This window comes from Kocuria sp. LUK (assembly GCF_021012935.1).
GTDB classification, from domain to species: Bacteria; Actinomycetota; Actinomycetes; order Actinomycetales; family Micrococcaceae; genus Kocuria; species Kocuria flava.
This window is the reverse complement of the sequence record NZ_JAJMZI010000002.1, coordinates 424,115-446,747: the sequence shown is the minus strand read 5'-3', so window position 1 is coordinate 446,747 and position 22,633 is coordinate 424,115. Positions and strand designations below refer to the sequence as shown.

At 69.9% G+C, this 22,633-nt stretch carries 21 protein-coding genes and 1 pseudogene; 15 read left to right on the top strand and 7 right to left on the bottom strand.

Going from position 1 to position 22,633, the window contains the following annotated elements; translation table 11 throughout:
* Positions 1-266: 266 nt before the first annotated feature.
* The 5 genes from LQU92_RS04830 to LQU92_RS04810 all read left to right on the top strand — a co-directional run bounded on the left by LQU92_RS04830 (position 267) and on the right by LQU92_RS04810 (position 5,991).
* Positions 267-1,010, top strand: a complete 744-nt coding sequence (locus LQU92_RS04830) for a BglII/BstYI family type II restriction endonuclease (protein WP_230777925.1) — start codon at positions 267-269, stop codon at positions 1,008-1,010.
* A 34-nt stretch (positions 1,011-1,044) separates the two neighbouring features.
* Entirely contained in the window at positions 1,045-1,767 is a 723-nt protein-coding gene (locus LQU92_RS04825) for an MT-A70 family methyltransferase (protein WP_230777923.1), read from the top strand.
* A 416-nt stretch (positions 1,768-2,183) separates the two neighbouring features.
* Complete coding sequence (locus LQU92_RS04820) at positions 2,184-4,457, top strand: DUF262 domain-containing protein (protein ID WP_230777919.1); 2,274 nt, start codon at positions 2,184-2,186, stop codon at positions 4,455-4,457.
* A gap of 20 nt (positions 4,458-4,477) precedes the next feature.
* Complete coding sequence (locus LQU92_RS04815) at positions 4,478-5,200, top strand: class I adenylate-forming enzyme family protein (protein ID WP_230777915.1); 723 nt, start codon at positions 4,478-4,480, stop codon at positions 5,198-5,200.
* On the top strand, positions 5,197-5,991 hold the full coding sequence (locus tag LQU92_RS04810; RefSeq protein ID WP_230777912.1) for a TIGR03084 family metal-binding protein: 795 nt from the start codon (positions 5,197-5,199) through the stop codon (positions 5,989-5,991). The genes LQU92_RS04815 and LQU92_RS04810 overlap by 4 nt, the downstream gene beginning before the upstream one ends.
* 347 nt (positions 5,992-6,338) lie before the next feature.
* Here LQU92_RS04810 and LQU92_RS04805 read toward each other — a convergent pair whose 3' ends face one another.
* A complete protein-coding gene (locus LQU92_RS04805; RefSeq protein ID WP_230777909.1) occupies positions 6,339-7,439 on the bottom strand; it encodes a 2Fe-2S iron-sulfur cluster-binding protein in 1,101 nt (366 codons plus the stop codon).
* Between the two features lie 4 nt (positions 7,440-7,443).
* Positions 7,444-8,670: a cytochrome P450 gene (locus LQU92_RS04800; protein ID WP_230777906.1), complete on the bottom strand. Its 1,227-nt coding sequence runs from the start codon at positions 8,668-8,670 to the stop codon at positions 7,444-7,446.
* 304 nt (positions 8,671-8,974) lie between these two features.
* Here LQU92_RS04800 and LQU92_RS14890 point away from each other — a divergent pair.
* A pseudogene (locus tag LQU92_RS14890) lies at positions 8,975-9,409 on the top strand (hypothetical protein); the annotation flags it as partial.
* A gap of 24 nt (positions 9,410-9,433) precedes the next feature.
* Positions 9,434-9,940 (top strand): helix-turn-helix transcriptional regulator, encoded by a 507-nt coding sequence (locus tag LQU92_RS14885; protein ID WP_374229646.1) that lies wholly within the window; start codon positions 9,434-9,436, stop codon positions 9,938-9,940.
* Between the two features lie 156 nt (positions 9,941-10,096).
* Here the strand turns inward: LQU92_RS14885 and LQU92_RS04790 are convergent, their stop codons facing one another.
* Positions 10,097-10,876: an SDR family oxidoreductase gene (locus LQU92_RS04790; RefSeq protein ID WP_230777903.1), complete on the bottom strand. Its 780-nt coding sequence runs from the start codon at positions 10,874-10,876 to the stop codon at positions 10,097-10,099.
* A gap of 128 nt (positions 10,877-11,004) precedes the next feature.
* Between LQU92_RS04790 and LQU92_RS04785 the strand changes: the two genes are divergently transcribed.
* Both LQU92_RS04785 and LQU92_RS04780 read left to right on the top strand, forming a co-directional pair.
* Positions 11,005-11,955 carry a helix-turn-helix domain-containing protein gene (locus LQU92_RS04785; protein ID WP_230777885.1) on the top strand — a complete coding sequence of 317 codons (951 nt, stop codon included), beginning with the start codon at positions 11,005-11,007 and terminating at the stop codon, positions 11,953-11,955.
* A gap of 224 nt (positions 11,956-12,179) precedes the next feature.
* The gene (locus LQU92_RS04780) at positions 12,180-12,377 is read left to right on the top strand and encodes a hypothetical protein (RefSeq protein ID WP_230777883.1); all 198 of its coding nucleotides are present in this window, start codon (positions 12,180-12,182) and stop codon (positions 12,375-12,377) included.
* 56 nt (positions 12,378-12,433) lie between these two features.
* On the opposite strand, the gene LQU92_RS04775 is transcribed toward LQU92_RS04780, so the two are convergent.
* Positions 12,434-13,111 (bottom strand): GntR family transcriptional regulator, encoded by a 678-nt coding sequence (locus LQU92_RS04775; RefSeq protein WP_230777881.1) that lies wholly within the window; start codon positions 13,109-13,111, stop codon positions 12,434-12,436.
* Between the two features lie 218 nt (positions 13,112-13,329).
* On the opposite strand from LQU92_RS04775, the gene LQU92_RS04770 reads away from it, so the two are divergent.
* The 3 genes from LQU92_RS04770 (at position 13,330) to LQU92_RS04760 (ending at position 17,096) form a co-directional block, all read left to right on the top strand.
* Entirely contained in the window at positions 13,330-14,295 is a 966-nt protein-coding gene (locus LQU92_RS04770; RefSeq protein ID WP_255667077.1) for an alpha/beta hydrolase, read from the top strand.
* The gene (locus LQU92_RS04765; protein WP_230777879.1) at positions 14,292-15,905 is read left to right on the top strand and encodes an NAD(P)/FAD-dependent oxidoreductase; all 1,614 of its coding nucleotides are present in this window, start codon (positions 14,292-14,294) and stop codon (positions 15,903-15,905) included. Before LQU92_RS04770 ends, LQU92_RS04765 begins: the two co-directional genes overlap by 4 nt.
* Before the next feature lie 234 nt (positions 15,906-16,139).
* Entirely contained in the window at positions 16,140-17,096 is a 957-nt protein-coding gene (locus tag LQU92_RS04760; RefSeq protein WP_230777868.1) for an NAD(P)-dependent oxidoreductase, read from the top strand.
* A 55-nt stretch (positions 17,097-17,151) separates the two neighbouring features.
* Here LQU92_RS04760 and LQU92_RS04755 read toward each other — a convergent pair whose 3' ends face one another.
* Positions 17,152-17,448 (bottom strand): hypothetical protein, encoded by a 297-nt coding sequence (locus LQU92_RS04755; RefSeq protein ID WP_230777865.1) that lies wholly within the window; start codon positions 17,446-17,448, stop codon positions 17,152-17,154.
* 279 nt (positions 17,449-17,727) lie between these two features.
* Between LQU92_RS04755 and LQU92_RS04750 the strand changes: the two genes are divergently transcribed.
* Complete coding sequence (locus LQU92_RS04750; RefSeq protein ID WP_230777863.1) at positions 17,728-18,054, top strand: GYD domain-containing protein; 327 nt, start codon at positions 17,728-17,730, stop codon at positions 18,052-18,054.
* A 49-nt stretch (positions 18,055-18,103) separates the two neighbouring features.
* On the opposite strand, the gene LQU92_RS04745 is transcribed toward LQU92_RS04750, so the two are convergent.
* Together LQU92_RS04745 and LQU92_RS04740 are read right to left on the bottom strand one after the other, a co-directional pair.
* Positions 18,104-18,373 (bottom strand): hypothetical protein, encoded by a 270-nt coding sequence (locus tag LQU92_RS04745; protein WP_230777851.1) that lies wholly within the window; start codon positions 18,371-18,373, stop codon positions 18,104-18,106.
* 96 nt (positions 18,374-18,469) lie between these two features.
* A complete protein-coding gene (locus LQU92_RS04740) occupies positions 18,470-19,447 on the bottom strand; it encodes a nuclease-related domain-containing protein (protein ID WP_230777848.1) in 978 nt (325 codons plus the stop codon).
* A gap of 245 nt (positions 19,448-19,692) precedes the next feature.
* Here LQU92_RS04740 and LQU92_RS04735 point away from each other — a divergent pair, with 245 nt between their 5' ends.
* Together LQU92_RS04735 and LQU92_RS04730 are read left to right on the top strand one after the other, a co-directional pair.
* Entirely contained in the window at positions 19,693-20,826 is a 1,134-nt protein-coding gene (locus LQU92_RS04735; RefSeq protein WP_230777846.1) for a thermonuclease family protein, read from the top strand.
* A 237-nt stretch (positions 20,827-21,063) separates the two neighbouring features.
* Positions 21,064-22,554: a sodium:solute symporter gene (locus tag LQU92_RS04730; protein ID WP_230777842.1), complete on the top strand. Its 1,491-nt coding sequence runs from the start codon at positions 21,064-21,066 to the stop codon at positions 22,552-22,554.
* Positions 22,555-22,633: the final 79 nt, after the last annotated feature.

Sequence of the window (22,633 nt, the reverse complement as noted above, 5' to 3'; positions counted from 1 at the left end):
ACCGCTACAGGCAGTGATCGACCCTTGCCCTGGTGTCCACTCGTGGTGGCTGATATCCCAGACGTCCCGGACGCCGAGGGCAGCGGGCCTGACCTCGCCGTTTGACGTCCCTAGGTGTACTGATCGGGGACGTTGGTTGAGTGGTTGTGATCCTCTGTTCTGATCAGTGGCGCGGCGAGAGCCTCCTGCGGTGGAGTGGAATTGCCTAAGCGACACACCTGTACGCGATTGATGTCACAACATCGGCTGCGAGTAACGTCCTATGCATGGACCTGACACAGTCACACAACCGGCTACTCGATGCCGAGATGAAGGCCAAGTACAAGTTCCTTGAGGTACGCAACGCAGCCGCGATGCTCAACGCCTCCGCGCCGGAGTCCTTTTCAGAGATTCTCAATGTGCTCGACGAGTTCTTCGTGTACGATCTCGACATTCTGACACCCGGCGGCAACCGCGGGCAGATCCCTACGCGGCTCGACAAGGCGTTTGAGGACCTTGGCTGGCGCGCTGTGCGCATCAATACAGTGCACAAGCTGGTAGGCAAGATGAAGAGGACCGCTAGTTCCACCACCTATGACGAGCAATTCTTGGAGTCGACCGTCTACAACGACGGATTCGAGGTTGACAACATGAAGGGCCGCATTGCTCTCGATGTTGAGTGGAATGCCAAGGACGGCAACCTGGACCGCGATCTGGCCGCCTACCGCTCTCTCTACGACCTGGGCCTAATTGACGCCGCGGCGATCATCACGCGCGACCACCAAGGTATTCGAGATCTGTGTAGCGAAGACCTAAAGAGCGAGGATGCCTACAGGAGACTTGGCACCTCAACTACTACCAACCTCGAAAAGGTCAAGCCAAGGTTGACGCGCGGCGATGCAGGCGGTTGCCCAGTATGGGTGGTCGGCATCACTCGCTCCACCTGGGCTGGCAAGGGTGTCCCGGTTCCTGGGTCCAAGTTGCCAGATGTGATCGTGACCGACGGTGTGGAACTTGCGCTGGACGTCTAGGGCTGTCGGTCTGGACCCATAGACTGATGGGGCTATGGTTGCTCCCCTTCGTGCTGACGTCACGCCCACGCCCTTTACTCCCCTGCCCACCATTGAAGGCGGGTACCAGACCGTGCTTGCAGACCCTCCATGGCGGTTCGCCAACCGCACCGGCAAGGTGGCTCCTGAGCACCGCCGGCTGGACCGATACGACACAATGACGCTCGACGACATTATGAACCTGCCGGTCGACCATCACACGGCGAAGAACGCGCATCTCTACCTATGGGTGCCAAACGCGCTGTTACCGGACGGTCTAAAGGTGATGGAAGCGTGGGGCTTCCGATACGTTTCCAATATCATTTGGGCGAAGCGACGCAAGGATGGCGGACCGGACGGTCGCGGAGTGGGTTTCTACTTCCGCAACGTTACTGAACCAATTTTGTTCGGCGTGAAAGGCTCGATGCGAACTCTTCCCCCAGCTCGCCGTCAGGTCAATATGATCGAAACGCGCAAGAGAGAACATTCGCGCAAGCCGGATGAGCAGTACCAGCTGATCGAAGACTGCTCGCCAGGCCCCTATCTCGAGATGTTCGCTAGGTATCCCCGAGAAGGATGGGACGTCTGGGGCAATGAGGCTGAGGACGTCACGCCACGAGGCAAGGTTCATAAAGGATATTCGGGCGGTGCCATGGAAGTTAACTATGCTGTGTCTCCGCTAAGGAAGAATTTGGAAGAAATTGAGAAAATTGCGGCGCCAGGCGTGGCACTGAAGTAGCCGATGGGGATGCTGAGTTTGCATTGCCTTTGTCTAGGAATGCGGCGAGTGCATAGTGACAGACGAATGTTGTGTAGCTAGTGAAGGTGGGACTTATATAAGGTTTCGACCCACTGAGAATCAGATGCACCCGGCAGTGCAAGTCTCACCCAAAATTTCCCCTGATTTTTATGACCTAAACTTCATGTCGACCGCCGGACTGTTCCCGGGACTGAGTCTCGCCGACGAGGCACACCTGCATGAGCTCGTCGAAGAGTGGTAGTACCGGGGCGACATAGGAGCAACACTCGCTACTGGTCGCCAGTTCCCAACTTCCAACTCTAACAAGGTGGGCAGTCACCTACACCTTCCGCCCCGATCCCCATATCCTGTGAAAGGTGTCACCCGAATTCACGAGTCACGGAGGTGTGTAATAAATGGAAGCGCATCCGCGGAGCCCGCGTGACCTGTTCGAAGGCAAAGAGCACTATGAGATTCCCGCATTCCAGCGCCCCTACGTCTGGACGGAAGAGGACCAATGGGCGCCGTTATGGGACGATGTAGTTCGCGTCGCCGAGGGGTACGTCCTCGCCAAGGAAGCAGACACCGAGCCAGAGACCCCGCAACATTTTCTCGGCGCCGTCGTCTACGTATCGAAACCAGCCGTCGCGGGAGACGTCACGCGACACGAGGTCATCGACGGTCAACAGCGTATGACTACTCTCCAGCTTCTCCTCGACGCTGCGCACCAGGTACTCGACGAGCGTGAGCACGAGTTGCACGCGGAGGGGATCGAAGACCTCATCGCGAACAAGTCCAAGGCCTTCGTTGGAAAGCGCGAGCGATTCAAGCTCTGGCCGTCGCAAGCCGACCGTAAGGCCTTCGCCTACGCCATGGATCCCGAAGGCGATTGGGAAGGTGAGCACCGGATCGTTGAATCCCACACTTTCTTCCGCGCGGAGGCTACGCGATGGATTACAGGCGAGCCGGATGAGGACGGCTCCGCTCCACCAGGTACGGAGGAGCTACGTGTCGAGGCGTTGAGTTCAACGTTGCAGGACCGGCTCACCCTGGTCGCGATCGACCTTTCAGGCCACGACGACTCGCAGCTGATCTTCGAAACGCTGAACGACCGAGGCACTCCGCTGTTGAAGGCCGATCTCATCAAAAACTGGGTCTTCCATCATGGGGAAGCCCTCAGAGCTGACGTCGAGAAGTGGTCGGTGACGCACTGGAGCGACTTCGATGATGTGTGGTGGCGAGAGGAAATCGCCCAGGGACGTCAGGTACGCTCTCGCGTCGACATCTTCCTCCAGTACTGGCTGACGATGCGACTGCAGGAGGAGGTCAAGACCGACCACGTCTTCCGAGTATTCGCGGAGTATGCAAAGCCCAAAATGCGGAGCGCAATGGCCGCCGATGCACTGCTCACCGAGCTCCGACGCGACGCCGACACCTACCGCAGCTTTGCTCAGCTCGATGCAAGGACTTCTGAGGGTCGCTTCTACTCCCGGGTCATCGAAACGATGGAGCTCGCCGCGACAACACCACTCTTTCTGTGGCTGTTGTCCGAGAATCACCGAGTCCCACAAGATCAGCTGCGCCTAGCTTTGGAGTCGGTTGAAAGCTGGGTGATTCGCCGCACGCTGCTGAGGATGAGTCCTATGGGCCTCAACCGATTCATGGTGACGATCATCAAGGCCCTCGACGGAGTCCCAGCCCCAAGGGTGGGACACAAGATCCACGCTTTCCTGTCCGAGCAGACCGCCGAATCGCGACTGTGGCCAACCGATGCCGACGTGATCGGTCAGCTACCGGAAGTCAAAACCTACGGCAACATCAAGCAGAGTCGCCTCCGTGTCGTGCTCGCGGCGATCGAGCAACACCTTCGGCATCAAAGCCCCAAGCACGAGGAAGTCTCCCTCCCCGCTGGGTTGCAGATCGAGCATGTCATGCCCCGAGGCTGGCGCACCCACTGGAACACGCCAGAGCTTTCACCAGAGAAAGCAGCCAAGCGTGACAAATACGTCAACACGATCGGCAACCTCACGCTCGTCACGAAGTCTCTCAACAGCTCTCTCTCCAACCGCCCCTGGACCGACGCAGCTGCCATCGGTCTCAAGGAGGGCGGTGAAGTAGGCAAGGGTAAGTGGGCACTTCTCGACGAGTTCAGCCTCCTGGTACTCAATAAGGAGATCCTCAAGCACATCGACTCATGGACTGAAGACGATATCAAGGCCCGCAATACACATATGGCTAAAGCCATCTGCGCGGTCTGGCCAGGGCCAATACCTATGAGTCCAACAGCGGTCGCGACAACGGATGCTAGTCCAGGGAAGTCGGTCGACCCCGAGGTGGTGAAGGAGGAACCGTCTGGAACCACATCCGCCGCTGAATCGGCGGATGACCTTCTTCGTCGCTTCAACAAAGCCATGCAGGACGTCTACGTGCGCGCCAAGAAGGAAGCCGGTTACAACGCGACCTACTACTTGGAGATGCTTAATCAATACGGTGGGCTGGAGACGGCCCGACGACTCCTCGCTAGCAATTCTCCATCCAAGGGCTTCACCGCACTGTGGGAGCGTAAACGACTCGATCTCACCGTTGAGAACACCGTGCTCGATCCCGAGTTCCAGGTCCTCTTCAACGAAGATGAATTAGAGCTCGCCCGCCGCAGACTGGCTGACTACAACTTTCCAACGAATCGCTAGGGGTGGACGGTGCTTGTGGCGTGACGGGTCTGGCCGAGGTGCGGCTGCGGCCCGTCGTCGTCGCCGTCGGGGGCTCCCCGGTCCCCCGCTCCGTCGTGGACCAGTGGACCGCCAAGGGGGTGAGCGTGATGGCGGACTTCGGCGCCACGGAGGCCGGCTCCACGATCCTGACCATGCCGCCGCGGGGCAGCGACGGGCCCTCGGCCATCGGCATCCCGGTGGTCCACGCCGAGTGCAGCGTGCGCGACCTCGACGGCTCGGAGCTGCCCGCCGGCCGGATCGGCGAGCTGTGGGTGCGCGGCCCCCTGCTCATGCGGGGGTACTGGAACAAGCCGGAGGAGACCGCGCAGGCCATCACGCCCGAGGGCTGGTTCCGGACCGGCGACGCCGCCCAGGTCGACGAGGACGGCATCTTCCACATCGTGGACCGGTGGAAGGACATGTACATCTCCGGCGGGGAGAACGTGTACCCCGCCGAGGTCAAGAGCGTGCTCTACCAGCACCCCGACGTCGTGCTGGCCTCCGTGGTCGGGGTGCCGCACGAGCGGTGGGGCGAGACCGGCAGGGCGTTCGTGGTGCTGAGCGGGCGCTCCACCGCGACCGCCGAGGAGCTGCGCACCTGGTGCCGCGAGCGCCTGGCCGCCTACAAGGTGCCCACCGACGTAGAGTTCCTGGACGACCTGCCCCGCAACGCGACCGGCAAGATCCTCAAGAAGGAGCTGCGCACCGTGATGAGCCGATGACCCGCCCCGACCCCGCCGCTCTGCTGGCCGACCTGCGCCAGGAGGGGGACCTGCTCGAGGAGCTGCTGCGCCCGCTGTCCGCCGAGGACTGGGACCGCCCCACCCCGGCGCAGGGGTGGACGATCCGCCACCAGGTTGCCCACCTCACCTGGACGGAGCGGACCGTGCTGACCGCCCTCGAGGAGCCGGAGGTCTTCGCGCAGCTGCGGGAGCGGTTCCGGGCGGAGGCCGACGTCGTCGACCGCGGCGCCCAGGAGGGTGCCGCACGGCCCCCGGCCGAGATCCTGGCGACCTGGCAGGACAGCCGGCGCCGCGTGCTCGAGCGGCTCGCCGCCGTGCCGGAGGGCGAGCGCATCCCGTGGATCGGCCCGCCCATGGGGGCTCCCATGATGGCCAGCGCCCGGATCATGGAGACCTTCGCCCACGGCCAGGACGTCCGCGACGCCCTCGGGGTTCCCCCGGTGGCCTCGCACCGGCTGCGGCACGTCGCCCACCTGGGCGTGGCCACCCGCGACTACGCCTTCAAACAGCGCCGGCTGGACCCGCCGGCCGATCCGTTCCGCGTGGAACTCACCCACGAGGATGAGACCTGGACCTGGGGGCCGGCCGAGGCAGCGCAGCGCGTGACCGGCCCGGCCCTGGACTTCGCGCTACTCGCCACCCGGCGGCGGCACCGCCAGGACGGGGACCTCGTCGCGGAGGGCCCCGACGCCGACGCGTGGCTCGACATCGTCCAGGCGTTCGCCGGACGGCCTGGTCCGGGGAGGGCGCCGCTGTCGCAGACGCCGTAAGAACTGGGCACGAGGTCAACGAAGAACGTCCGGCGGCTGCCGCACTCGGCCCTCGCCGGGTGGCCTTCCGAGAACGCGGGGACTGTCGACGGCGAGCTGGAGCTGTGGGCCCGCTCTGACCGGATCAAGTTCCGCGTCCGGAAAAGGTCGACGTCCGCCGCCTCGACCTGCTCATCGCGCACTCCGTGCTGGGCGCTCGCGGCTGAGAGCGAGGGTGCCGCTCGGGAGCCTCCCGGGCGGCACCCTCGGTCGCGCTGGTCACGGGCCCCGGTCAGGACGGATGGCGACGACCCGACGCACCACCACCGCCCGACCCGGAGGGGCTGGGCTCTCGAGCACCGTGAGGCTCAACCGACGACGGCAGCAAGTGCCCCGGGCGGGGTCCCCGTCGCCGCACCTTCTTCGCCCCGCGGCTCTGCCGCTCCCTCCGGAGGCACCGAGACGGTGTACTTCTCCCGGTGGATCCGCCGCGGGGACATCCGCCGCCTCTTGAAGGCCCGCTTGCCCGCCTCGACCATGGCCGGCGGGCCGCACAGGTATCCGGACCAGCCCTTGAGCGTGATGAACTCCTCCGGCACCAGCTCCGAGGGATAGCCGACCCGACCCTCCCAGACCTGGTCCGTCAGGCACGGCTTCCAGTGGAAGTTGGGGTGCCGCTCGGCCAGGCCCTCGAAGTAGGCGGTGTCGTACAGGTCCGTCTCGGAGCGCACCGAGTGGTAGAGGTGCACCTCCCTGTCGGGCTGGTCGTCGAGCACGCACTGGAGGATGCCCTTGATGGGAGCCATGCCCGTTCCACCGGCGAGCATGATCACGCCCCCGTCGGTGTCGGCATCGGCGTAGACGAAATCGCCCATCGGCCCCTTGAGCTCCACGCGGTCCCCGAGCGTCATCGTCCGGAAGATCCAGGAGTCGGAGGCCAGGCCTGCAGCCTGGCGCTTCACGTGCAGCTCGATCTCCGTGTCGCGGCCGGCGCTGTTCGCCAGAGAGTAGTGGCGGTACTGGTCCGTGCCCGGGACCTTGAGCTCCACGTACTGTCCCGGGGAGTACTCGATCGGCTCGTCGAGGGCGATGCGCACCCGCTTCGTGTCCCGGGCCATCTCCTCGAGGCCGACGACGACGCCCTCGAAGTCGCGCAGCGCACGGAAGTGCTCCGCCCCGATCCCGTCCTGGCGGGTCGGCTCGACCACGGTGTCGGCGCACGGCGTGGCCTGGCAGGCGAGAGCGAGGCCCTGCTCCCGCTCCTGTGTGGGAAGGGTGTAGTCCGGGCTGGCGCCGTGGTTCACCGCGCCCCGAAGGACACGGACCTTGCAGGTCCCGCACGTCCCCTGGTTGCAGGAGTTCGGCACCCACACGCCGTTGCGCAGGAACGAGTCGAGCAGCGTCTGGTTCTCCGCGCAGGGCACGCCCTGTTCGGTGCCCTCGACGGCGATGGTGTGGACGGTCGTCATGTCCTCACACCTCCCACTGGCAGTGCAGTTCGGTGGGGCCGCGGAAACCCCAGCCCCAGAAGTCGACGACGTGGTCGGGGTCCAGCTCGATGTTCGGCAGCGTGTCCAGCAGCTCCTCGAGGGCGATCCGGCACACGTGGTTGGCGAAGTAGATGCCGGCGCACGCGTGCTTGCCGGCGCCGAAGGCCAAGTGCGGCAGCGGCGGCCGCGTGATGTCGTACGTGGACGGGGCGTCGTAGGCGTTCTCGTCGTGGTTGGCCGAGCCGTAGGACATCAGCACCGGGGTGTTCGCGGGCAGGTGCACCCCGGCAATCACCGTGTCCTGCTCCGACACCCGCGCCGTGGCCGACCAGATCGGGGAGGTCCACCGCATGCCCTCGGCGATCGCTCGAGGCAGCAGGCCGGGCTCGTCGACGACCGCCTCGAGCTGCTCCGGCCGGCTGAACAGTCCGGCCAGGGTGGAGCCGATGGCGTGCCCCGGCTCCTGGAGGGCGCCGAGCAGGAAGACGTAGAGGGTGGGATAGAGGTAGTCACGGTCCCGGGTGGTGCCCTCGGGCATCCCGTCGTGGAGCCAGTGGGACATCGCCGAGTCGTCGGGCTCCACGATCCACCGGTCGATCAGCGGATCCACCACGGACCGGATCTCGGCCTTCGCCTCGTCGCCCTCCCGGAAGCCCTCGGGATTGGCGAAGTCACCGCTCTCGTCCACGGCGGCGTTGGTGAAGGAGTTGCTGAGCTTGTGGAACCACTCGCGCAGCTTGTCCGAGTCGACGCTCTCCAGGCCGAGGAGGTTCCCGACGGCGCGCACCGAGACCTTCTCGCAGAACTCCGACATCAGCTCGGCCCTGCCCCGGTACTCGAGGTCCGCGACGTAGCGCTGGGCGATGGGCCGCACCATGCCGTCGACCCACCGGTCCACCTCCGTGGGCTGCAGCGCCGGGTCGACCATGGAGCGGAGGTCCTCGTGGATGTCCCCGTTGACGCCGATCACGGCCGGGTGGCCGAAGGTCCGGCCCCCGGCCTTCGTGATGATCCCCCCGAAGTCGGGGTGGTTGGCGATCTCGGTGCAGACCTCCCGCGTCGAGGCCACGTAGGCCCCGAGCACCGGGATGAATGCGAGCGGCTGCTCACGGCGGAGCCGCTCGTAGACCGGATAGGGGTTGCGTTCCAGTTCCTGCATGGTCACGTCGCGCAGCCACTGGGGCGCCTCGGGTGCGGCGGAGACGGTCATGGCATACCTCCTGATCGAACGGAGCGATCCACCGAGCGATGGACCCGGCCGGCAGGACACTCGAGCGGCCGCCTGCCCGGCAACTGGTCAGCGATACTATGAACCAGATCACAGCGGGGATATCCGCTTCCCGACCACCTTGTCCCCGATGCGACCCCCATCAGGACCCAGAACCGATGGATTGAGTCCGAACCCGAACAGATGCCTGGCCGACCGAGGAACGCCCCGATCACCCATGCCACCTCTCCACGCCACCCAGGACCTGCGCACGGCCGACCTCGACTAGGCCTACGCCGCTGTCGAACAGGCCTACTTCCGCCACGGCCTTGTACAGCTGTCCGCGAGCGCCGGTGAGTCGCTCGTGCGCACCGTGCACTTGGCGCCGCTGACCGTCGGCCGGATCCGGTGGGGCGCTGACATCGCGATCGACTGCGACTACACAGACGCCTACGAGCTGAACATCCCCCTCAGCGGGAGCCTCGAATGGGAGCTGAACGGCCGCCCCATGCACTCGACCGGCGGGCTGGGAGCCCTGTTCCTGCCGGACCGCCCGTGCCCCATCACGCGCTGGGCCGCGGACAGCGACGTGCTGGGCGTCAAGGTGGACCGCCGGCTGCTGGAGCACCATCTCGCCCTACAGGCTCCCGACCGCTCGGCCACCGGCTACGGCGGTCCGCAGCTCGTGGACCTGCGCTCGCCGCAGGGTCGCTCGTGGATCCAGTACGTCCGGCAGTGCGGAGAGCAGTTCATCGACGACAGCGCCGTGCTGGACCTCGACGTCTTCCGGCAGAGCTTCGCGGACTCCGTGGTCTCCTCACTGGCCACCCTGCTGCTGTCCCAGGTCGCCGACGTCAGCGGGTGGCGTAGCCCGGCACCCTACGTGGTGACCCGGGTGACCGACGCCGTCCGGGACGATCCCACCCGGCGCTGGACGTCGACCGACCTCTGCGAGGTGGCCGGCGTCGGCGCGCGACGGTTGCAGACCGTGTTCCGGGAACACCTCGGCACCTCACCCCTGGCGTTCGTCACGACGACCCGGCTCGAGCGCGCCCATCGCCTGCTGCGACAGGGCGCTCCCGAGGCGACCGTGACGCAGGTGGCCCTCGACTGCGGGTTCTCGCACCTCGGCCGGTTCTCGGCCCTGTTCCACGGGAAGTACGGCGTCCAGCCCTCGGCCGTCCTGGACGAGGCACGCAGGAGGAGGACACGGTCGTGCGTGCAGGCGGTAGGGGGAAACGCGACGGGTGGTGCAATCCGGCCGGAGGACTGAGGAAGCACCCGAAGCCGGGCCGAGGAGCACCGGAGTCGACATCCGGATCCTATACATCTGCATTTGCTTCAGCGAAGAGCCAGTTCTGGGGGCAGCACCCCGTGGAAGGGATAGGTCGGGTGCGCCCGGGCCCTGCAGCACCGCCGTCCGGCGTCCTCACAAGCCCGCGCGCAGCCAGTCCTCGAACCGGGTCGAGGCGGTCGTGACCTCGCCCCGGGGCAACAGGCCGCCGTTGCCGAGGGCGGTGACGGACACCGGCACGCGAACCACCCGCCGGCGCCCGCCGCGGTGCGCGGCGACCGCGCGGGCCAGCTGCGCCAGGTCGCGCACCTCCGGCCCGGCGATCGCGACGTCCCCGGCCGGAGCACTGGCGGACTCGAGGGCGCGGTCGGCGACGAACGCGGCGGCCTCGTCGGCGGCCAGCGGCTGCGAGCGCATCCCGGGCACGAGGGAGAGCGGGCCGAGGCGCAGCTGCGCGAGCAGCGTCCCGGCCAGCTCGTACCACTGCGCCGAGGCCACGACCGTCACCGGGACCGGTCCGGTACGGTAGGTCCGCTCCTGGGCGGCCTTGCCCGCGTAGTAGCCCAGCCACCGGTGCACCCGCGGGTCCCGGGCGTTGAGGATCGTCACGCACACGATCCGGGCCACGCCCTGCCGCTGCGCCGCCGCCTGCACGTGGCGGGCGGCGGTGGTGAAGAAGTCGACGGCGCGCCGGCGGGACAGCGTCGCCACGTTGAGGCAGTCGACCACGGTGGTGACGCCGTCGAACGCGGCGTCCAGCCCCTCGCCGGTGGAGGCGTCGGCGCCGTGCCGGCGCGAGACCTCGACGACGTCGACCCCGTGCGCCCTCAGGTGCGCCACCACCCGCGAGCCCAGCAGCCCGGTCGCGCCCAGGACCGCCACCCGCGGGTGCTCGCCGTTCCCCGTGCCAGCCATCGCCACTCCCCTGTTCGCCTGTGCTCCGGTGCCCTCGAGGTCGATTCTTCCCGCCGTGCCACCCGACCGCGAGGGTCACTTTTGCGCTCACCATCGAAAAACTGCCACCGCCGTGGGAGCCTGGGCCCATGATCCGCAGCGTCGCCGTCGTCGTCTTCGACGAGGTCTCCCCCTTCGAGCTCGGCGTCGCCTGCGAGGCGTGGGGCATCGACCGCTCCGCCGACGGCCTGCCGGTGATGGACTTCGCCGTGTGCAGCCCCGGCGGGCGGCCGGTCCGCACGACCGCGGGCTTCGACCTGGCCGTCCACCACGGGCTCGACCGGGTGGCCGCGGCGGACCTCGTGGTCCTGCCGGCCATGTCCCGGGAGCGGGAGGTCCCGGCCGAGGTGCTCGACGTACTGCGCGCGGCCTCCGCCCGCGGCGCCCGGCTGCTGTCCATCTGCTCGGGGGCGTTCGTGCTGGGCGCGGCCGGGCTGCTCGACGGCCGCCGCTGCACCACGCACTGGATGCACACCGCGGAGCTGGCCGCGCGGTTCCCCGCCGCGCAGGTGGTGCCCGAGGTCCTCTACGTGGAGGACGGCCCCGTCCTCACCAGCGCCGGCACCGCGGCGGGCCTCGACGCCTGCCTGCACCTGTGGCGCCAGGAGTTCGGCTCGGCGGCGGCCAACACCGTGGCCCGGCGCATGGTCGTGCCGCCGCAGCGCGAGGGCGGCCAGGCCCAGTTCATCAAGGAGCCGGTGCCCGAGCGCCGGGCCGAGACGCTGGACCCGCTGCTCGGCTGGATCGTGGCGCATCTCGACGAACCGCTCGACGTCGACGCCCTGGCCCGGCGCGCGGCCATGTCCCCGCGCACCTTCGCCCGCCGGTTCCGCGACGAGACGGGCACGACCCCGCACGCCTGGATCACCGCGCGGCGCCTGCACCGGGCCGAGCAGCTGCTCGAGGAGACGGACCTGCCGGTGGAGCGCATCGCCGCGGACGTGGGCTTCGGCAACGCGGCCACGCTGCGCCACCACTTCGCCAGGGTCCGCCGGCTCAGCCCGCAGCAGTACCGCCGCCGCTTCGCGACCACCGCCTGAGCACCACCCCGGCGGCACGGGAGGGGAATCCCGGACCGAGCAGTACTGCGCCGCGCGCCGGGGGCGGCCGTCCTCCGCCCGCACGGCGCACACCTGACCAAGGTTGGCAGAAATCGATCGGAAGGCGGCATTCCTGCCACTCGTACGGCCGGGGTCGGACGAGCAGGCTGGTCAGCACGAGAGGGCGCCGGATCGGACCGGCCCCCACGGGCAAGGAGCCACCCATGACGACGGACCTGTTCCTCCTGCTGGCCGCCACCGGCATCCTGGCGGTGTACACGGCGATCGGGCGCCTGGCGATCCCGGCCGAGGACCGGGTGCCGTGGCACGAGCTCGGCTGGGACGGCTGGTGGCACACGCTGCGCCGCAGCCTGGTGGCCCTGGGCGAGGGGACCCCGCGCGACGGAACCCGCGCGCGCTGAGACCGCGGGGTCCGGGGCCGCGCCGGGATCCCCGGGCACCGGCGCCCGGTGCGCGGTCAGCCCTGCGCGGCCGGCCCCACCGTCGCGTCGAGCGGACGGTCCGCCCGCATCCGGGTGGTGAGCTCCGTGAAGAACGCCTTCAGCCGGGCCACCGCCTCCGGGCCGGCGCCCGCGCGCAGCAGCCGCAGGGTTTCCTGCCAGCCCTCGACCCACAGCGGCACGAGGTGGCCGGAGGGGTAGAGCGAGATCCGCCGCAGCGAGCGCAGCATGACGTGCTCGGCCATGGCCGTCAGCTCGTCGTTGTCGGCGGTGGCCAGCAGCACGCGCACGGCGTCGACCAGGCCGGTGCGGGAGGCCTCGAAGCGGTGCTGCCCCACCTCCTCGGTGAAGCGGTCGACGGCGTCGGCGAGCGCGTCGAGGCGCCCGTCGTCGAGGGCGGGCACTGCGCGCTCGAGCGCGGCCACGGTGACGACCCCGAGCACGTCCATGAGCTCGATGGCCCGGCGCTGGGTGAGCACGGCGACGTGCCGGCGCTTGTTGGCGGTGCTGACCACGAGCCCCTCGCCGATGAGCTCGGTGATGGCCTCGCGCACCGGGGTGATGCTCACGTCGAGGCGAGCGGCGATCTCGGCGTCGCGGATGGGGGCGCCGGGGGCCAGGGCGCCGGAGAGGATCTCCTCCCGCAGGTGCTGCGCGACCGCCTCGCGCCGGGTGGCCGGCATCTCGAACGCCACAGTCCTCGTGTCCCTCCGTCGGCCGGTCCGGTCGTCGCCGCAGGCCCGGGGACCGGGAACGCGGCGGGCGGCCGGTGGTGCCCCCAGCGTAGCCAGAAGTGGGGGAGAAACATTCGGGGGCCCTCTAGAAACAATGCAGTGTGCAGTCTACCGTCTGTGTGACCTGCATCACTCGGGTCGAGCGGCGCAGGAATCGTTCCGTCGATGAGGAGACACCCATGTCCCTGGACCACGCCACCCTCGCCTTCCTGGCCGCCTCCGCCGAGGCCGCCGGGCCCGACGCCAAGCCCATGTGGCAGATGAGCCCCGCCGAGGCCCGCGCCACCGCCGCCGCCATGAACGAGATGTTCGGCACCGGCCCCGAGATGCACCGCACCGAGGACCACGTCCTGGACGCCTCCGACGGCGGCAGCTTCCGCATCCGGGTGCACGTGCCGCAGGAGTCCCCGACCGGCGTGTTCGTCTACCTCCACGGCGGCGGCTGGGTGCTGCAGGACATCGACGGCTACGACACCCTGGGCCGGCAGCTGGCCGAGAAGTCGGGCTGCGCCGTCGTCCTCGTGGACTACCGCAAGGCCCCCGAGCACCCCTTCCCCGCCGCGGTGGAGGACTCCTGGACCGCCCTGACCTGGGCGGGCGAGCACCTGACGGAGCTCGCCGGGGCGCAGGCCCCGCTCTACGTCGGCGGGGACAGCGCCGGCGGGAACCTCTCGGCCGTCATGGCTCTGCGGGCCCGGGAGAACGGCGGGCCGGCGATCGCGAAGCAGGTGCTGATCTACCCGGTCACCGACGCCGACTTCACCCGCCCCTCCTACGGCGAGGAGGAGAACCAGACGCTGCTGACCACCGAGTTCATGTCCTGGTTCTGGGACCAGTACGTCCCCGACGCCGAGCAGCGCACGCATCCGGACGCCGCGCCGTTCCACGCCGAGGACCTCTCCGGGCTGCCGCCGGCGCTGGTCATCACCGCCGCCCACGACGTCCTGCGCGACGAGGGCGAGGCCTACGCCGCGAAGCTCGAGGAGGCGGGGGTCGAGGTCCACCACCGCCGCTGGGAGGGCCAGATGCACGGCTTCTTCTCCATGGTCAACGTGCTGCCGGCCAGCGCCGAGGTCATGGACTTCGTGGTGGAGTCGATCGCCACGGACGTCCGGGCCGAGCTGGAGGAGGCGGGCGAGCGATGAGCACCGTGCGCGAGCTGGACGTCGTCGTCGTCGGCGCCGGGTTCTCCGGCCTCTACCTCCTCCACCGCCTGCGCGGGGCGGGGATGTCCGTGGCCGTCATCGAGAAGGGCGACGGCGTGGGCGGCACGTGGTACTGGAACCGCTACCCCGGGGCCCGCTGCGACGTGGAGAGCCCCTACTACTCCTACTCCTTCTCCCCGGAGCTGGAGCAGGAGTGGGAGTGGACCGAGCGATACCCCACCCAGCCCGAGATCCTGCGCTACCTCAACCACGTGGCCGACCGCTTCGAGCTCCGCCCCGACATCCAGCTGGACACCGAGGTGGTCTCCGCCGTCTACGACGACGCCGCCGCACGGTGGGCCGTGACCACCCGCTCGACCGTCGACGGCACCGAGGAGACCGTCAGCGCCCGATACTGCATCATGGCCACCGGCTGCCTCTCGGCCGGGCGCGTGCCGGACTTCGAGGGCCTGGCCGACTTCACCGGGGAGGTCTACCACACCGGCTCCTGGCCGCACGAGGGCGTGGACTTCACCGGCAAGCGCGTGGCCGTGATCGGCACCGGCTCCTCCGGCATCCAGTCGATCCCCGTGATCGCGAAGCAGGCCGAGCACCTCACGGTCTTCCAGCGCACCCCGAACTTCAGCGTCCCGGCGCGCAACCAGCCGCTGGACCCGCAGGAGTGGGCGAAGATCAAGGCCGAGTACCCGCGGATCCGCGAGATCGCCCGGCAGACCCCCACCGGGCTGCCGTTCCCGCCCAGCACCGCCTCGGCCCTCGAGACCGACCCGGCGGAGCAGCGCAAGGTCATGGAGGAGCACTGGACGCTGGGCGGGTTCCGCCTCGGGCAGTGCTTCTCGGACCTCGCGATCAGCAAGGAGGCCAACGACGTCGTGGCCCAGTACATCCGCGAGCGCATCGACGAGATCGTCGACGACCCGCAGGTCGCGGAGCTGCTCAAGCCGTACGACCACCCCGTGGGCACCAAGCGGATCTGCGTGGACACCGACTACTACGCGACGTTCAACCGGGAGAACGTCTCCCTGGTCGACGTCCGCTCCGCGCCGATCACCCGGCTGACCGAGCGGGGGCTGGCCACCACGGAGCAGGAGTACGAGGTCGACGCGATCGTCTTCGCCACCGGCTTCGACGCCATGACCGGGGCCCTGAACCGGATCGACATCCGGGGCACCGAGGGCCTCGCCCTCGCCGAGAAGTGGGCCGCCGGCCCGCGGACCTACCTCGGGCTGGCCACCGCCGGGTTCCCGAACCTGTTCCTGGTCACCGGCCCCGGCAGCCCGTCGGTGCTCAGCAACATGGTCACCTCGATCGAGCAGCACGTCGACTGGATCACCGACCACATCCGCTACCTCGAGGACCAGGGCCTCACCCGCTCCGAGGCCTCCCCCGAGGCGGAGGACGCGTGGGTGCAGCACGTCAACGACGCCGCGGACATGACCCTGTTCCCGCAGGCCAACTCCTGGTACCTGGGCGCGAACGTGCCCGGCAAGCCGCGGGTGTTCATGCCCTACGTGGGCGGGGTCGGGGCCTACCGGGCCAAGTGCGACGAGGTCGCGGCCAAGCAGTACGAGGGCTTCAGCCTGGTCTGACCCCTCATCACAGGGAGGAGGGCCCCGGTGCGCGTCCGCGCCGGGGCCCTCCCGCTGCGCACTCCCCTGTCCGGGCGTTCCCCGGCCGGAGCACCACCGGGAACGCGCCTCCTGCGCGGGCCGGACACCGCTCCCCCGCTCCGCGCCCCGTACGGTGGAACCCGATACCCGTCGGGTCCCCGCCGTGCCGGCGGAGCAGCCGACGCGCCGACCCGAGCAGGAGAGCCCGACCCGATGAAGATCCTCATCCCCGACACCGCCGACATCGTCCCCGCGGACCTGCCCGGCCACGAGGTGGTCCGCTACGACGCCCAGGCTCCCGTGCCGCAGGAGCACGCCGACGCGCAGGTCCTCGTCGACTGGGGCACCCCGCTCGAGGTCCTGCAGGAGACCGCCCGCCGCCTGACCCGGGTGGAGCTGGTGCAGGCGCTGGCGGCCGGGCCGGACTCCGTGCTGCAGGCCGGGTTCCGCCGGGAGGCGGTGCTGTGCGCCGGCATCGGTCTGCACACCCTGACCGTGGCCGAGCACGCGCTCGCGCTGATGCTCCACCTGGTCCGCCAGCTGCCGGCCGCGGCGCGCTCCCAGGAGGAGCACCTCTGGGACCCGGAGCTGGGCGGGCTGCAGCCGCTGCACCCCGAGGGCCGGCTCACCACCCTGCTGGACGCGCGCGTGCTCATCTGGGGCTTCGGCGCGATCGGGCAGCACCTGGCCGGGCTGTGCACCGCGCTGGGCAGCACGGTCACCGGCGTGGCCCGCAGCGCCGGCGAGCGCGGCGGCTACCCGGTCGTCACCCCCGACCAGCTGCCCGAGCAGCTGCCCGAGACGGACGTGCTCGTGCTGATCCTGCCCCACGACCCGGCCACCGAGCGCGCGCTGAACGAGGAGCGGCTCGACGCCCTGCCCCCGCACGCCTTCGTCGTCAACGTGGGCCGGGGCTCGACCGTGGACGAGGACGCGCTCGTCGAGGCCCTGACCCGCGGGTCCATCGCCGGCGCGGCCATCGACGTCGCCTCCCGGGAGCCCCTACCCGCGGACGCCGCCCTGTGGACGGCGCCGAACCTGACCATCACCCCGCACATGGCCGGCGGGCGGCCCATCGGCGGCGGGGAGCTGCTGCGCGAGAACCTCGAGGCCCTGGCGGGCGGCGGCGAGTTCACGAACCGGGTCGAGCGCAGCGGCGCCCCGGCCTGAGACGGCGTGCGGAGGGCCCCGGTGCGCACGCGCACCGGGGCCCTCCGTCTGTGTCTCAGAGGTCGTGCTCCTCCAGGACGTCGAGGTTGCGGAAGACGGGTTCCCCGTCCATGAGTGCCATCAGCTTCTTCGCGTACTCCTGGGTCTCCGGGAGGTTGGAGTTCTCCATGGCGGACTCGTAGGAGTCGAAGAAGACGATGTGGGTGTAGCGGTTCGGATCGTCGAGGTCTTTCGTCGACAGGACCCGCCGGGCGGTCCTGGTGCCCTGGGAGCTGCTCTCCCACTCCGCGACGATCTTCTCCACCTCTTCCGGCTTCGAGGTGCTGAACTCGATCAACTGGACGAAGGCCATGACGCACGCTCCTTCGGATCAGGCCTTTCGGGAGTCCCAGTCTAGGTCCGCGGCACCCGGGCGGACCTGCGTGAAGACCACATGACGGCCGGCCCCTGCGCGGCGGGAGCGGCGGCGGGCGGTCCGTCGTCGTTCCGCGTCCCGACACGGAACCGCCGGGAGTCACGGACCGGTGTCGATGCGGCCTCCGCCCTTGGGCCCGTGCGGGCCCGGGCCTACGGTCGGGGCACCCCACGCGAGCGGCGCCAGTGCTGCCGCGCCGGACGGAAGGACGGGACGATGCCGCTCTACCTGACGAGGTTCAGCTACACCCCCGAGACGTGGGCGCGGATGATCGCCCACCCGGAGGACCGCCGCGTGGCCGGCCGGGAGTACATCGAGACGGTCGGCGGGCAGCTCCACGGCTTCTGGTACGCCTTCGGGGCCCACGACGCCTACGCCCTCTGGGAGGCGCCCGACAACGTGTCCATGGCCGCGGTGGCCCTGGCCATCACCGGCGGCGGGGCCCTGAGCTCCTTCGAGACGACGGTGCTCCTGAGCGTCGAGGAGACGCTGGAGGCCCTGCGCCGCGCCGGACAGGTCGCCTACCGGCCGCCCGGCGCCTGACGTTCCGCTCACAGGCCTCGCTCGCGATCGGAGGACCGCGACGGCGGCCTCAGGGTCTCCAGCCGAGCACGGAACTGCCGAAGGCCATGACGCCGAACCACGTGGCGGCGGCCGCGACCGGGACGAGCAGCACCAGGTAGGTGCGGCACCGCACCAGCCACACCCCGACGAGGGCGAGCAGCACCCACCACACGCCCAGCAGGACGACGGCCCACAGCGGTGCCATCAGGCCGCTGGCCAGGTAGTAGAACCCGACCACCAGGTGGGCCAGGGCCGCGACCACCACGGCCAGCACGAACCACGGGCCCATCCTCGTCATGCCCACACTGTGCGCCCGCGGAACGAGCACCGCAAGAGCGCCCGGACGGGGGTCGCCCACCGTCACCGCGCACAGAGCACTTCAGCGCCGTGCGGGTCAGAGACCGCTCAGCACCGCGCGGACCGGCTCAGACCCGAAGAAGAGCACCGCGGCAGCGGCGGGACCGCCGAACCGCCACAGCGCACGGCGGAGCCGGGCCGCGCGCACGCTCTCCTGGAGCGCGGTGAAGCGCTCGCGCAGCGTGACCGGGTCCTCCGCGGGGCCGGGCGCGTCGTGCCAGGTCTCCGGCCGCGCGGCGGCCGCCTCGAGGCGGGCGACCTGATCGGCGGTCAGCACCGCACGACGACGGCGCAGCCACCGCAGCAGCCTCTGGTCCGTGAGCACCTGCACGTCGGCAGGGCGCTGCCGGACGGTCAGCTCCTTCGGGGCCACCAGCACGATCACCGGGGTGACGTGCACGGGTTCCCCCACGGCGGCACCGAGCCTCTTGGCCGCGCGGGCCGCCTCGTGGCGGGCGTGGCGGAGGTGGTGGGTGCGCTGCCCCGCGACCATGAGCAGGTGCTCCCCGAGCCACACGTCCTGCCCTGCGTGGTGCTTGGTGTTCAGCGTGAACACCCCCGCCGGGCCCACGAGCACGTGGTCGATGTCGGAGGCCCCGACCCCGACGGGCACCGAGTGCAGCACCGTCCACTCCGGGCCCAGCCGGTCGAGGAGCTCGCCGACCCACAGCTCGCCCTCCGCACCCCGCACCCACGGACGGCTCTCGGCACTGAGCGGGTCGGCACCGGTCAGGCGGCCCCACCAGGACCGGGGCGGCACGCCCTCCTGGACGGAGAGGGCCTCGGCCATCACGGCCTGAGCCGCGCACCGGTCCGTCAGCGGCCGGAGGGGCGGCTCGGTCGCGGGCTCGGGCATCGGTCGGAGCAGGCGGAAGGCCGCGAAACCCAGCGAGCGGATGAAGGGCGGCGAGGAGTCGTCCGGGAAGGCGACCGGCGGGACGGCGGTGCCGGCGGTGGGGCGGGCGGAGGACTCCGGCCCGGGGTGCCGGGGTGCCGTCGGCGAGTGAAGGGTCACGGTGGCCTGCTCTCGGGAACGAGGGGTGGTCACCGGATTCCATACCTTTGCATGTGCACAGAACAAGCATCTGAGTCGACATGGCTTCCGGTGACACCCGGGCATGCACGGTGAACGACCTGACCACGACCCGGTTGAACCCCCACAGTGCCCCCGCAACTGGGGACAGCGGCCTGCGCCGGTGTTTGCACATGCATCCATAGGCTGGACGGCACCTGATGTTCTTCCGAGAGGACTCCTCCGTCATGACGCCTCCCTCATCCGTTGTCCGTCTGGGCTCCGCCGCGCTCGTCCTCCTGCTGCTGACCGGCTGCGGCGGGACGGCGGCCTCGACCGACGCGGCGCCGTCGTCGTCGGCCACCCCCGCCGCCGCGGGGACCACCACGGCGGGAACCGCCGCCCAGGTGCGCGGCGAGCGCGCGGTGGTGGAGCGGGTGATCGACGGCGACACCGTGGACGTGCGGTTGGACGGCGAGGTCGTGCGGGTGCGGCTGCTGAACATCGACACCCCGGAGACGAAGGACCCGAACGAGGTCGTGCAGTGCCTGGGCCCCGAGGCGACCGCGCTGCTCGAGGAGCTGCTGCCGGCGGGGACCGAGGTGGGGCTGGAGTACGACCAGGAGCGCACCGACTCCTACGGCCGCACGCTGGCCGGGGTGTTCCTGGGCGACGGCACGCTGGTCAACGCCGAGATCGCCCGCCAGGGCCTGGGCACCCCGCTCTACATCGCACCCAACGACCGGTTCCTCCCGCCCGTCGAGGAGGCCTTCGCCGAGGCGCAGGAGCGGCAGGTCGGCCTGCTCGACCCCGCCCACGGCTGCACGATCCCCGCGCAGGTCCAGCAGGCCACGAGCGCGCTCGCCGGGGCCGAGCCGGCGGACCTCGCCGACGCGGCCGGGGAGGCCGCCGCCGCGGTGGCGTTCCTCGCGGCCCTCGACGCGGTCGACGGCGACGCCCACCCGCACGTGCGCCACCTCGTGGACTTGCCCTCGCTGAAGGGGAGGATCGCGGCGGTCCGCGACGACGTCGCCGCGCTGGAGTCACAGCGCGCCGCGCAGCAGCGCTGGGCGGCGGAGCAGGCGGCAGCGGAGCGGGCCGCGGCCGAGCGGCGCGACACCCCGCCGGCACCCCCGGCGCCCCCGGCTCCGGCACCACGGCCGGCGCCCGCTCCGAAGCCGGCCCCGGCGGCTCCGGCCGTGCCCGCGCCGCAGCCCGTGGCGCCCGCCCCGGCGCCCGCTCCGGCCCCGGCACCGAAGCCCGCTCCGAACCCGGGGGCGAACATCGTGGAGCAGGCCCCACCGGGCTACTACGCCGACCTCCCCGGCTACACCGGCCCGCGCTGCTACGCGCCGGGCGGGAAGGTCTTCAGGCCCTGCTGATCCGGTCGGAGAGGGCCCGCCGGCCGTCCGCGCGGACGGCCGGCCCTCGGCGCGTTTCCTGTCCCCCGACTTGTGGTGATCCCGCCGCGCCGTCAGGATGAACCCGTGCCCGAACCCGCTTCGGGGGTTCCGCCGCGGCTTCACCGCGGCGCCCGCCGGCGGGAGGCCCCGCATGCCGTGTGCGGCCGATCGAGTGCGTGGACCGGAACACTCCGAACAGGAACGGCGGTAGGGCCCATGAACTGGTATCTGGTGTGGATCGTGGGGTTCCTGCTCCTGCTCTTCGCGGTGAGCGTGCGCTCGGCGCAGACGGTGAAGACCGCCGACGACTACGCGATGGCCGACTTCCGCCTCGGCTTCTTCCCGATCTGCGGCTCGGTGATCGCCACGGTGACGGGCTCGGCGGCGCTGATCGGCGGCGCCGGACAGGGCTTCCAGCTGGGCATCTCGTACTTCATCACGGTGCTCGCCTTCACCGGGTTCACGGTCGTGGCGGTGCTGATCCTGGGCCCCACGATCCGCGCACTGCGCCTCTACACCGTCCCGGAGCTGTTCGCCCGGCGGTTCGGGAAGCTCTCGGCGCTGGTCCCGGCGCTGATCATCGGCTTCCTCTACATGACCCCCACCTTCGGCATGCAGCTGGTCGGGATGAGCTCGATCCTGTCCTCGATCACCGACCTGCCGGTGCTGTGGGGGATCGTGCTCGGCTTCGCCGTGACGCTGGCGTTCACCATGATCGGCGGCATGCCCAGCGTGGCCTGGACCGACACCGTCCAGACGGTCGTCATCGTGGCCGGCGTGCTGCTGATGCTCGTGCTGGGCGTGAACTACGTCGGCGGGCCCGAGGCCGTCGTGGAGTCCACCCCGGAGCACCTGCTGAGCTTCGGCAGCATCGGCTTCACCGAGCTGCTGAACTGGTTCCTGATCTTCGGGCCGTTCTACATCGTCTGGCAGACCACCTGGCAGCGCCTGACCGCCGCCCGGACCACCAGGACGGGGATCTCCGCCGTCGTCGTCGGCTTCCTGATCTCGGGGCTCATCGCGTTCTTCGCGATCCTCATCGGGATCACCGCCGTCCAGGCGTTCCCGGAGGGCACCGACCCGGACGCGATCTACACCTCGTTCGTGGCCGAGGTCTTCCCCGGCTCGATCGGGGGGCTGCTCATGGTCTCGCTGCTGGCGGCGCTGCTGACGGGCGCGACGTCGTTCCTGCTCAGCGGGGCGATCAACATCTCGAAGGACATCTACCAGGGGTGGGTCGACCCGGCCGCGGACGACACCCGGATCCTGCGGGTCTCGCGGCTGTCCGTCGGGTTCATGGCCGTGCTGGGCCTGGTGATCGCCCTGTGGGTCGAGGACATCATCGCGATCTACCAGGTGGCGCTGTCCTTCACCGCCGCCGCGCTGGTCGCCCCCGTGCTGGCGGCGATGTTCTGGGAGCGGGCCACGAAGGCCGGCGTGCTCGCCAGCACGATCGGCGCCCTGGCCACGACGCTGCTCTGGCGCCTGGCCGGCCAGCCGTTCGGTCTGCACGAGATCGCCCCGGGCCTGGTGGCCTCCGCGGTGCTGCTCGTCGTGGTGAGCCTGCTGACCTCCCACGCCCCGGAGGAGCACGTCACCGCCTACGTCCGCGAGTTCCGCGCCGGCCGCCTGCGCGCGGCCGCCGCCCCGGCGGAGAGCACGGGCGCGCCGGACCTGGCCGCGGCCCGCCGGCCCGAGGCCGACTGACCCGCCCCGTTCCCTGCACGAGCCGCGACGCCGCCCGACCCGGCCCCGACCGCCCCGGACCGGTCGGTCGGCTACCGAG

What these genes read in the sequence shown, in the direction of transcription:
- LQU92_RS04805 (WP_230777909.1), bottom strand. Translation starts at nt 7,439, where the DNA reads ATGACGACCGTCCACACCATCGCCGTCGAGGGCACCGAACAGGGCGTG.
- LQU92_RS04780 (WP_230777883.1), top strand. Translation starts at nt 12,180, where the DNA reads ATGACGACGGACCTGTTCCTCCTGCTGGCCGCCACCGGCATCCTGGCG.
- LQU92_RS04825 (WP_230777923.1), top strand. Translation starts at nt 1,045, where the DNA reads ATGGTTGCTCCCCTTCGTGCTGACGTCACGCCCACGCCCTTTACTCCC.
- LQU92_RS04730 (WP_230777842.1), top strand. Translation starts at nt 21,064, where the DNA reads ATGAACTGGTATCTGGTGTGGATCGTGGGGTTCCTGCTCCTGCTCTTC.
- LQU92_RS04820 (WP_230777919.1), top strand. Translation starts at nt 2,184, where the DNA reads ATGGAAGCGCATCCGCGGAGCCCGCGTGACCTGTTCGAAGGCAAAGAG.
- LQU92_RS04785 (WP_230777885.1), top strand. Translation starts at nt 11,005, where the DNA reads ATGATCCGCAGCGTCGCCGTCGTCGTCTTCGACGAGGTCTCCCCCTTC.
- LQU92_RS04770 (WP_255667077.1), top strand. Translation starts at nt 13,330, where the DNA reads ATGTCCCTGGACCACGCCACCCTCGCCTTCCTGGCCGCCTCCGCCGAG.
- LQU92_RS04755 (WP_230777865.1), bottom strand. Translation starts at nt 17,448, where the DNA reads ATGGCCTTCGTCCAGTTGATCGAGTTCAGCACCTCGAAGCCGGAAGAG.
- LQU92_RS04750 (WP_230777863.1), top strand. Translation starts at nt 17,728, where the DNA reads ATGCCGCTCTACCTGACGAGGTTCAGCTACACCCCCGAGACGTGGGCG.
- LQU92_RS04790 (WP_230777903.1), bottom strand. Translation starts at nt 10,876, where the DNA reads ATGGCTGGCACGGGGAACGGCGAGCACCCGCGGGTGGCGGTCCTGGGC.
- LQU92_RS04830 (WP_230777925.1), top strand. Translation starts at nt 267, where the DNA reads ATGGACCTGACACAGTCACACAACCGGCTACTCGATGCCGAGATGAAG.
- LQU92_RS04765 (WP_230777879.1), top strand. Translation starts at nt 14,292, where the DNA reads ATGAGCACCGTGCGCGAGCTGGACGTCGTCGTCGTCGGCGCCGGGTTC.
- LQU92_RS04735 (WP_230777846.1), top strand. Translation starts at nt 19,693, where the DNA reads ATGACGCCTCCCTCATCCGTTGTCCGTCTGGGCTCCGCCGCGCTCGTC.
- LQU92_RS04810 (WP_230777912.1), top strand. Translation starts at nt 5,197, where the DNA reads ATGACCCGCCCCGACCCCGCCGCTCTGCTGGCCGACCTGCGCCAGGAG.
- LQU92_RS04745 (WP_230777851.1), bottom strand. Translation starts at nt 18,373, where the DNA reads ATGACGAGGATGGGCCCGTGGTTCGTGCTGGCCGTGGTGGTCGCGGCC.
- LQU92_RS04800 (WP_230777906.1), bottom strand. Translation starts at nt 8,670, where the DNA reads ATGACCGTCTCCGCCGCACCCGAGGCGCCCCAGTGGCTGCGCGACGTG.
- LQU92_RS04760 (WP_230777868.1), top strand. Translation starts at nt 16,140, where the DNA reads ATGAAGATCCTCATCCCCGACACCGCCGACATCGTCCCCGCGGACCTG.